Genomic DNA, 9,407 nt, shown 5'->3' on the forward strand with positions numbered 1-9,407 from the left:
CTATATTAGCTGTTACTCTTACAGAGGGAGTAGCAATAGATTTATTTTGTGTAATAGAAGAAATTGTGCGTGTAAATAACACTATTTTATGTATTATGTGTTTAATAAGTGGAATAATATATTACTATAATAATAAAAAGATTGAAATATTAATATTTACAGTATTTTTTCTAACTATATTTATTAATATACTTACAGGAAATTTTGATAGGATAGCAATAAAGTCAGATATACAAGCAACAACAATCAATAGTATTTTATTAACTAGTATAACTATTAGACAAATATTGATTTTAATAATAATTATAAAAAATTAATATTTAATACTCATAGTGAACTATTAGATAAATTTTACGCCCATAAGGATAAACAAGATAGATTACATGGCAGAAGCTTAAATATTCATAAACTTCTTCATACAAATATTGAAAGATGTAATAAAAAATTAAAAATATTAGAAAATACCCTTAAAGAATGTAAAAGTAAAGAAGATTTTAAATTAAAAGGAGAACTTCTTACTTCTTATATATACGGTTTTAAAAAGGGTGATAAAAATGTTAATGTTTTAAATTATTATAAAGAAACAGAAGAATATTTGTCCATTAAATTAGATGAAAATAAAACTCCTTCTGAAAATGTACAATATTATTTTAAAAAATATAATAAGCTAAAAACTGCTGAAGAAGCTGCATTAAATCAATTAGAAATAAATGAGGAAGAACTTTCATATTTAAATTCAGTACTAATAAACCTTAAAACCTGCGACACTTATGAAGATATTGATGAAATAAAAAAAGAACTTATAGAAAGTGGTTATATTAAATTTAGAAAACCTAAAGGAAAAGTAAAAAATAAAATTAATAAACCAATGCATTTTATTTCTTCAGATGGTATTGATATTTATGTTGGTAAAAATAATATTCAAAATGATTATTTAACATTAAAATTTGGTGATAAAACAGATACTTGGCTTCACACTAAAAATATACCTGGTTCACATGTGTTAATAAAAAGCAAATTTATTCCAGATACTACATTAAATGAAGCTAGTATGTTAGCAGCTTTTTATAGTAAAGCTCAAAATTCTACTAAAGTACCCGTAGATTATACTCAAATAAAAAATGTAAAAAAACCTTCAGGAGCTAAACCTGGAATGGTAATATACTCTACAAACAAAACAATATATATTGATCCACCTAAATCTATAACTTTAAGCAGAGTGAATTAAAATTCACTCTGCTTTTTATTTATTATTTAGAGCAATTATGGAAGTATTGATAATAATAACATAGTAATCTTCCATTATATAACTTTCTATTTTTACTAGATTTTTGTCCCATTAATTTTTCAAAGTTAGGAAAAGCAGTAAAGATATTAAAATCCCATCCTTTTAATTTTCTTTGTAAATCTCCAATTTGTTTATTTAATAACTCTACCTGTTTTTTCTCTCCTATACGTTCACCATAAGGTGGATTACATATTATGTATGCATTTTCAGTTTTAGTAGTAAAATCTTTAAAATCTTGCTTTTTAAAATGTATATTATCTATTACACCAGCTTTTATTGCATTATTTCTTGCTGTTTTAATAACCCAATCATCTATATCATATCCAACTAATTTCATATCAGTTTTCTTTACAGACTTTTTAGCACCCTCTCTAACTTGATCCCACATTTCTTTATCCATAGAAGGCCACGTTTCACTTACAAATCTTCTTTTTAAACCTGGTGCTATATTATTACCTATTAAAGCAGCTTCTACTAATATAGTACCTGACCCACAAAATGGATCTATTAATAATTTATCATTTTTCCATTTTGATAACAAAACTAATGCTGCTGCTAAAGTTTCTTTAAGTGGTGCTGAACCTGAATGTTCTCTATATCCTCTTTTATGTAATCCTTCTCCTGATGTATCAATAGTTAAAGTAACTACATCTTTAAGTAAAGCTACTTCTATCTTATAAACTGGACCATCCTCTTTAAACCACATAGTATTATAGCTTTCTTGCATACTTTTAACAACAGCTTTTTTAACTATTGATTGACAATCTGGTACACTAAATAATTTTGATTTTATAGATTTACCTACAACATGCATTTTACCATTTTCAGGTATATACTGTGACCAATCTATTTTAGCTGTTCCATTAAATAACTCTTCAAAACTTTCCGCTTTAAACTCAGCAACTTTAATTAAAACTCTTTCTGCTGTTCTAAGCCATAAATTACTTATAGCTACATCCATTTCATCCCCTTGAAAATGGACTTTTCCATTTTCAATTTTTAAATTTTCATAACCCAATTCCTTTAGTTCTTTAGCTGTAACAGCTTCTATTCCAAAGGTGGTTGTTGCAATTAAATCGTAATCCATTAAATTTACTCCTTGTATTTAATTTTGATATATTTTTACTGAATCTTCTCCATCAATTTCTTCAATTTGAACATTTACAATCTCATCAGTAGATGTTGGAAGATTTTTTCCTACATAATCAGCTCTTATTGGTAACTCTTTATGTCCTCTATCTACTAAAACTGCTAATTGAATAACATTAGGTCTTCCTTGATCTATTATAGCATCTATAGCTGCTCTAACTGTCCTACACGTATATAAAACATCATCTACAATTATAACCTTCTTATTTCTTATTGAAATACTTAACTCTGAATGATTTATACTTGGTAACTCACTTACGTTAGATAAATCATCTCTATATAATGTAATATCTACACTAGTAACAGGTATTTTAATCCCTTCAATTTTTTCAATCTGATCAGCTATTCTTTTTGCTAAAGGATATCCTCGTCTTTTTATTCCAATTAATATTATATCATCTACCCCTTTATTTTTTTCAATAATTTCGTGTGAAATTCTAACTAAGGTTCTTCTTATAGCATTATTATCTAGTAAAGTAGTTTTAAGTTTCATTATATCCTCCTAATCTTTCTAATATTTCTTTATAATAATCTGGTAGTTCAGAATCAAATTCTACATACTTATTTGTAGAAGGATGAATAAACCCTAAAGATTTAGCATGAAGCACTTGTCCTTGTAAAGTAATCTTTTGTTTCTTTAACCCATATACTGTATCTCCAACTAAAGGTTGTCCTATAAAAGACATATGAACTCTTATCTGATGGGTCCTCCCAGTTTCTAATCTACATTTAATTAATGTACATGAATTAAATACTCTTAAAACCTGAAAATGAGTTACTGCATGTTTTCCTTCTTTAACTACAGCAAACTTTAATCTATCATTTACATGACGTCCTATAGGTGCATCAATTGTACCTTCTTCTTTTTTAACTCTACCTTCTACTAAAGCATAATATTCTCTTTTAATACTATGTGCTTTAAATTGATCTGCTAATTTATTATGAGCAAAATCATTTTTAGCAACTACTAATATACCTGATGTATCCTTATCTATTCTATGTACTATTCCTGGTCTTATAACACCATTAATGCCTGATAAATCTTTACAGTAATATAATAAAGCATTAACTAAAGTACCACTATAATTTCCTGGTGCTGGATGAACAACCATATTTTTAGGTTTATTTACTATGATTATATCATTATCTTCATAAATTATATTTATAGGAATATTTTCTGCTTCAACTTTTAATTCTTGTGGTTTTGGTACTTCTAAATTAATAATATCATTTGTTGATACTTTAAATTTTCCTTTTTGTTTTTTTCCATTTATAAGAACTTTTTCATCTTGAAATAAACCTTGAATAAAGTTTCTTGATACATCTTTTAATATATTTGACAATACTTTATCTGCTCTTATTCCATTAAATTCTTCAGTAACTATTAATTCTTTTTTTTCCGTACACATTTTTAGTTTCTCCAATCATAGTAATTTGTATAAAATACTATTTATCTCTCCACTTATATTATATAAATATAAGAAAAAAAGCAATATATAAAATAATAAGTACTAAAAAATCTCACCCATAAGAGTGAGATTTTTTTAGTTAGTTGCAAAAAAACTTTTTATTTTATTTATATCATCATAATTAGATTCTTCTTCATAAATTTCTTTAGGTTCTGTTTCTTCATTTAGTTCAATATGTATTCCTTGTTCTTCAACTTCAATTTCTTCTGGCTTAGATATATTAAAGTTTTTAACAACATCTTTCTCCAAATCACCAAAAGTTTCCAATTGAAAATTCATAAAGCTTCTAAATTTAGCTCTAAACTTAACAAATTCTTGTTTCACTCTTTCATATTCATCATTAATTTGTACAACATCATTATGAGCTTTATCTAATATTCTTTGAGCAGTATCATTAGCGCTTTTAATTATTACATCTGCTTCCTTTTGCGCATTAGCTTTAGCTTGCTCAGCAGTATTTTGAGCTAATAATAACGTATTTTGAATTGTATTTTCTATTTTAGAATAATGTTCTATTTTTTCAGATGAAGCAGCTATTTTTTCTTTAAGTGTTGTATTTTCTCTATATAAATTTTCATATTCTTCTACAATTTTATCTAAAAACTCATCTACTTCTTCAGGACAGTATCCTCTTAATGCCTTTTTGAACTCTTTATTATTAATATCCATAGGTGTCAATTTCATGTTATCACTTCCTTTAAGTGTATTTTAATACTATTAATTTTAATCTTCCATTTTTAGTAGTACCTATTATATCTTTTATTTTAAACTTTCCAAAGCCTCTAATAGTTATCTTACTATTACTCTTAACATCATTACTTTTTTCATTAATTTGCTCATAATTAACTAATACCTTACCCTGTGAAAGTAAGGTACTAGCTTTACTTCTTGAAATATTACATAGGGAAGCTATTATGCAATCCACTCTAGTGGATGTACTTATAACTGTTCTTTCCTCATACTGAAATTTTATATTTTCATTTATAATATCTACTACTTCACATTTACAAGTTAGATTTTTAATTTTAATAAGATTTAATATAATATAATCTATCATATCATCATGAACAACTAAATATGCTAAATCATTAAATAAAATTAATTCTCCTATTTTACTTCTTTTTATTCCTAAAGCCATGATAGCTCCAAGATAATCTTTATGTTCTAACTTAGTAAACTTAGTATTACATTTTATTTTCAAAACTTTAATAGGAAATTCTTCATAGCTTTGGTTAAAAGCAATTATTCGCCTATCACTTTCACTAAAAACTCCATAAGATTTTACTTGTACATGCTTTAAAGTTAAATTTTCTACTTTAGTCCATATATCCGGAGTATAAAATTCACTAGTAAATATAGGTATCCCTTTGTTTTTTGCTAATTGTATTTTTTCATACAACTTAATTAAATCAAAATCTTCATTTTTTCCTAAAATCTCTAAAAATCTTTTCTTATCCATAATAAATTCTATAAAACTATCTTGAAGACCAGTTAAATAATCCTTTTGTACTTAATTCATCTTTAAGTTCATTACTTACTTCTACATTTGATGGTGATACTATAAATACACCTTTTTCAACTTCTTGAATATCTGCACATAAAGCATAACATGCTCCCCCAATGAAATCTATTAATCTTTGAGCTGTTCTCAACTCAAGTGATGTAGTATTAACTACTACTATTTTCCTATTTTTTAAAGCTGTACATATTTCTTGTGCATCATCATATATTAAAGGTTTAGTTATCATTAATTTAGCAGATGTGTTTGTATGAATATTTACTACTTTTCCACCTTTTTTTTGTGTTGCAGCTATAACTGGTGAAAATGTTTCTTCTACTAATTCATCTTCTTCATCCTCATTTTCATCAAACTCTTCAAACTCATCTTCATAAGTATCCATTCCTGTAAAAAAATCTTTTACTTTTTTAAACATTGTGATGTACCTCCTGTTTTTTTATTATATTCACTATTCTAATTTCTTTTTCCGAATATACCGGTTCCTACTCTTATCATATTACTTCCATTTTTTATAGCTTCATGATAATCATTTGACATTCCCATTGAAAGAATTTCCATAGTAACATTTTTATATTTTTTAAATTTAAGATTACTCCATATATCATGAGTTTTCTTAAAATATAAGCTATTTTCTGCTTCTGTACCTTTTGGTATAATAACCATTATTCCTTTAATCTTTACAAAATTACATTTCTCTACATATTCTAATATACTTTTTATATCCTCTTCTAATACTCCATATTTTTGTTGTTCTCTTCCAATATTTATTTGCAATAATGTATTAGCAATTACATTATGGTTGCTATATACTTTTTCTATCTCCTTTAAAAGTTTAATACTATCTAAAGATTGTATAAGTTCTACCTTTCCTACTATATACTTAACTTTATTAGTTTGAAGATGACCTATCAAATGCCATTTTACATCTTTTTTAAAATTTTCAAATTTATATAAAAATTCTTGAACCTTATTTTCTCCAAAATCTCTTAACCCTAAATCATAAACTTTATTCATATCTTCTATAGGTTTTGTTTTAGAAACCGCAATAACTTTTACCTCTTCGGGTATATCTTTTAATATTTTTTTAATATTTTCTTCAATTCCCATATATTGCACGCTCCTTATCATATTTTTTATATTCTTCATAAAGTTAGAAAATCCTTCATAAATTTTAATATTTTTTAATAATTATTTTTGATAAATCGACATATATTTAGGTGATAAATCTCCAAGATACGCCGGTACTATAATATTATCACTTCTAATTATTTCAATATTAATACCTCGATTTTTAAGAGTTTTAATATAACTACCTTCTCTAAGTATATTATTCTCTAGCATATCAGGATCACCTATAACATTAACATAAAAAGGGGCTGGTAGTTTTACTCCATTAGTTCTCAAAAATTGTCCACCACAATAAATTTCTGTATTATATACTATTCTTTGATTGTTTAATGATATAGCTTCAGCCCCTGCTAACTTTAATTCATTTACAACTTTTATCATATCATCATCATGTATAGTTCTTAAGATTTTCAAAAAATCATCAATTACCTCTCCTTCAAAGCTTTCAGTGCCATCTTTTAATATTATTTTTAATCCTGATCCCTTAGCTTCTGAAAAACCTGATAACATTTGATTGTCTGAAAGTTCTAATTTTATATTATTAAAAATTTTTATCCATTGCTCATCTTCTTTAGAATATTCTTTTATCTTTTCACTTATCTTCCTATTACTTTGCTTTAATTTAGAAATTTCATTATATAATTTATTTCTTTTATTATAAGCATCTTGATATTGTGCAACTGTTAATTGCATCTTTTCAGGTTCTTTTTTTAAACCAATATTCATAGATATTAATACGCCTGCTATTATTGATGCAATAAAAATAAATATTGTTGACTCTGTATTTCTCAACCCCTCACCTCATCACCGAGATTTTGCTTTTTCTAATAACAATCTTCTAATTATTGCAAAATTATCAAATATTCTTCCGCCAAATACTATAATAGCTGCAAAATGTATAGGAATTCCCAATTTGTCTCCTAAATAAGCTAATACAGCTGCCAATGCTGCATTTCCAAAAAATCCAGATATAAAAATATCCGCTTGAAAATTTTTAGATAAACTAGCTCTTATTGCTCCAAAAACAGAGTCTAAACAAGCTAATATGGCCACTGAAATATAGGGCGAAAATTTATCAGGCATACTACCTGGCCATATTATACCAATTATTATACCAATTAATAATCCAATAAATACTATCATATGTTCACTCCTTATTTTACTTTTTTAAGATAATCAGAAACTAAATTTTGAGTACTTTTATTAATAACTATTTCATCTTTTTTTTCATATTTATAATCATAATTGCCACCTAAAACACCATAATCCATCTCTCCAGTAAATGTTATTCCTTTTATTAAATTATTGGGTTCACCAATAGCTTTTATCACTATATTATCCTTTGGAGATATTCTTTCGTTATTTCCTATCCATATAAAATTACTAGCATTTTTTATACCTGTTTGAGGAGTTATTCTATAATCATTTATAGAAATAGCTTCTGCTCCTGAAAAAGCTAGAACATTTAAAATATGAACTAATTCATTTTCACTTATATATTTTGCATTATTAGCGGTTAATAATGGTGATTTAGGAGTTATGTATAAAATAATTCCCGGCCCTTTAACATCATCAATGCCTAATATCATTCTTGTTTTGTCTAACTCTTCTTTTATTTGATTATTTACATCACCTTTTGAAACTGCTGCTTCTTCTAATTTTTTTAAATCTTGTAATAAAGATTCGTTCTTTTTTCCAAGTTCTGCTTTTTCTTTTTTAAGTCCTTCTATTTCAGCCATTATATCTGTTTTATCATAACTTTCTAAGATATTTTGTTCTTTTTTATTTAATAATTTAAATTGATAAGCTACCATAAAACCTAATATAGCGCAAACTAATGCTATTGCAATTTGTGAGGATTTTTTATTCATTAACTGTTCCTCCCGTTGTATTGCTTTTTTCTTCATATATTACTGGATTACCTTTAAAGCTTACATCTATATATCCCTTTTTAAAATTTATTGCTCCACTATTTAAAATATTTAATATTTTATTCATTTTTTCTTCAACCTTTTCATCATTTCCTAAAAGTATTTTTACCTCCCCATAATATAAAATTATATCACTTATATTATTAATATCTAAAGATGTAAATTGTGTGTTTCTTTTATCATTTAATAAAATATTGCTTAATTTTTTTGTAAATTCTTGTTTTCTTATATCTTCATCTGTTATGCATTGTCCAATAAATTTATTTTTTATTTTAATACCATTAAGATATATAGCATTTATATCTTTATCGGAATCTAAAATTTCCATTATTTTAAGTTCTTCATTTAAAACATAATATTTAGATTCATTTTCTATCAAATAACTAGCTTTTCTTTCCTTTACACTTATACTAACTTCATCTGGAAATACTCTTTTTATTTTAACCTCTTTTATATATGGGTTAACTAATATATCTTTTGAAACATTTTTTAAATTAACTAAAAATATATTTTTATCTAATATATTGCTTTTGTTGATAATTTTTTCCGAAGGAATTGTTGTATTATTATTTACTATTACCTTTTTTATGTTAAATATGGGCGCTTTTAATAAAATAAAAATACAAATAACTACTATAAAAATACTTATTATAATTATCTTTTTCATAAGCTTATTTTTCTTTTTTTTCAAAATATATTCTTTTACGTCAGTATTCATACTACTCCTTTTATAGCTATTTTCTTTAATTTCCAATGTTTAATCTCACATAAAATAATACCATTTTATAAAAATTTTTTCATTACTTTTTTATTAAAAACTTTTGATTTACTTGTTTAATATCCATAAAAAATCCTTGCTTTTACCATTTATTTTTATAAAATTCCCACTAAAATTTATATACTATTAACAGCTTTTTATAAAC

The 9,407-nt window shown here is 25.2% G+C and carries 12 protein-coding genes and 1 pseudogene; 2 read left to right on the forward strand and 11 right to left on the reverse strand.

Features of this window, described 5'->3' with window-relative positions; all coding sequences use genetic code 11:
- The coding region (locus GBZ86_RS17125; protein WP_170272198.1) for a hypothetical protein at positions 1-317 on the forward strand (317 nt) is incomplete at its 5' end.
- Positions 293-1,228 (forward strand): annotated as a pseudogene (locus GBZ86_RS09430) (Rqc2 family fibronectin-binding protein); the annotation flags it as partial. The gene GBZ86_RS17125 and the pseudogene GBZ86_RS09430, both read left to right, overlap by 25 nt.
- Positions 1,229-1,250: 22 nt before the next feature.
- Here the strand turns inward: GBZ86_RS09430 and GBZ86_RS09435 are convergent.
- The 11 genes from GBZ86_RS09435 to GBZ86_RS09485 form a co-directional block, all read right to left on the reverse strand.
- Positions 1,251-2,375 carry a THUMP domain-containing class I SAM-dependent RNA methyltransferase gene (locus GBZ86_RS09435; protein WP_152890047.1) on the reverse strand — a complete coding sequence of 375 codons (1,125 nt, stop codon included), beginning with the start codon at positions 2,373-2,375 and terminating at the stop codon, positions 1,251-1,253.
- Positions 2,376-2,393: 18 nt separating this feature from the next.
- Positions 2,394-2,930 carry a bifunctional pyr operon transcriptional regulator/uracil phosphoribosyltransferase PyrR gene (gene pyrR / locus GBZ86_RS09440; protein WP_152890049.1) on the reverse strand — a complete coding sequence of 179 codons (537 nt, stop codon included), beginning with the start codon at positions 2,928-2,930 and terminating at the stop codon, positions 2,394-2,396.
- Positions 2,920-3,846 (reverse strand): RluA family pseudouridine synthase, encoded by a 927-nt coding sequence (locus tag GBZ86_RS09445; protein ID WP_152890051.1) that lies wholly within the window; start codon positions 3,844-3,846, stop codon positions 2,920-2,922. Before GBZ86_RS09445 ends, pyrR begins: the two co-directional genes overlap by 11 nt.
- Before the next feature lie 135 nt (positions 3,847-3,981).
- The gene (locus GBZ86_RS09450) at positions 3,982-4,590 is read right to left on the reverse strand and encodes a DivIVA domain-containing protein (RefSeq protein WP_152890053.1); all 609 of its coding nucleotides are present in this window, start codon (positions 4,588-4,590) and stop codon (positions 3,982-3,984) included.
- 13 nt (positions 4,591-4,603) lie between these two features.
- Positions 4,604-5,365 (reverse strand): YlmH family RNA-binding protein, encoded by a 762-nt coding sequence (locus tag GBZ86_RS09455; RefSeq protein ID WP_152890055.1) that lies wholly within the window; start codon positions 5,363-5,365, stop codon positions 4,604-4,606.
- Between the two features lie 16 nt (positions 5,366-5,381).
- Positions 5,382-5,840 carry a cell division protein SepF gene (locus tag GBZ86_RS09460; RefSeq protein ID WP_152890057.1) on the reverse strand — a complete coding sequence of 153 codons (459 nt, stop codon included), beginning with the start codon at positions 5,838-5,840 and terminating at the stop codon, positions 5,382-5,384.
- A 38-nt stretch (positions 5,841-5,878) separates the two neighbouring features.
- Positions 5,879-6,532 carry a YggS family pyridoxal phosphate-dependent enzyme gene (locus tag GBZ86_RS09465; RefSeq protein ID WP_152890059.1) on the reverse strand — a complete coding sequence of 218 codons (654 nt, stop codon included), beginning with the start codon at positions 6,530-6,532 and terminating at the stop codon, positions 5,879-5,881.
- Between the two features lie 81 nt (positions 6,533-6,613).
- The gene (locus tag GBZ86_RS09470; RefSeq protein ID WP_152890061.1) at positions 6,614-7,345 is read right to left on the reverse strand and encodes a DUF881 domain-containing protein; all 732 of its coding nucleotides are present in this window, start codon (positions 7,343-7,345) and stop codon (positions 6,614-6,616) included.
- Positions 7,346-7,357: 12 nt separating this feature from the next.
- Complete coding sequence (locus GBZ86_RS09475) at positions 7,358-7,696, reverse strand: small basic family protein (RefSeq protein WP_152890064.1); 339 nt, start codon at positions 7,694-7,696, stop codon at positions 7,358-7,360.
- Positions 7,697-7,707: 11 nt separating this feature from the next.
- A complete protein-coding gene (locus GBZ86_RS09480; protein ID WP_152890066.1) occupies positions 7,708-8,424 on the reverse strand; it encodes a DUF881 domain-containing protein in 717 nt (238 codons plus the stop codon).
- On the reverse strand, positions 8,417-9,202 hold the full coding sequence (locus GBZ86_RS09485) for a cell division protein FtsQ/DivIB (protein WP_152890068.1): 786 nt from the start codon (positions 9,200-9,202) through the stop codon (positions 8,417-8,419). Before GBZ86_RS09485 ends, GBZ86_RS09480 begins: the two co-directional genes overlap by 8 nt.
- Between the last annotated feature and the right edge of the window lie 205 nt (positions 9,203-9,407).

This window comes from Clostridium tarantellae (assembly GCF_009295725.1).
Taxonomy (GTDB): Bacteria; Bacillota; Clostridia; order Clostridiales; family Clostridiaceae; genus Sarcina; species Sarcina tarantellae.

Bases quoted from the DNA above. Each gene is read 5' to 3' on its own strand.
- GBZ86_RS09485 (WP_152890068.1), bottom strand. From the start codon at position 9,202: ATGAATACTGACGTAAAAGAATATATTTTGAAAAAAAAGAAAAATAAG.
- GBZ86_RS09475 (WP_152890064.1), bottom strand. From the start codon at position 7,696: ATGATAGTATTTATTGGATTATTAATTGGTATAATAATTGGTATAATA.
- GBZ86_RS09465 (WP_152890059.1), bottom strand. From the start codon at position 6,532: ATGGGAATTGAAGAAAATATTAAAAAAATATTAAAAGATATACCCGAA.
- GBZ86_RS09450 (WP_152890053.1), bottom strand. From the start codon at position 4,590: ATGAAATTGACACCTATGGATATTAATAATAAAGAGTTCAAAAAGGCA.
- GBZ86_RS09445 (WP_152890051.1), bottom strand. From the start codon at position 3,846: ATGTGTACGGAAAAAAAAGAATTAATAGTTACTGAAGAATTTAATGGA.
- GBZ86_RS09455 (WP_152890055.1), bottom strand. From the start codon at position 5,365: ATGGATAAGAAAAGATTTTTAGAGATTTTAGGAAAAAATGAAGATTTT.
- GBZ86_RS09480 (WP_152890066.1), bottom strand. From the start codon at position 8,424: ATGAATAAAAAATCCTCACAAATTGCAATAGCATTAGTTTGCGCTATA.
- pyrR (WP_152890049.1), bottom strand. From the start codon at position 2,930: ATGAAACTTAAAACTACTTTACTAGATAATAATGCTATAAGAAGAACC.
- GBZ86_RS09460 (WP_152890057.1), bottom strand. From the start codon at position 5,840: ATGTTTAAAAAAGTAAAAGATTTTTTTACAGGAATGGATACTTATGAA.
- GBZ86_RS09435 (WP_152890047.1), bottom strand. From the start codon at position 2,375: ATGGATTACGATTTAATTGCAACAACCACCTTTGGAATAGAAGCTGTT.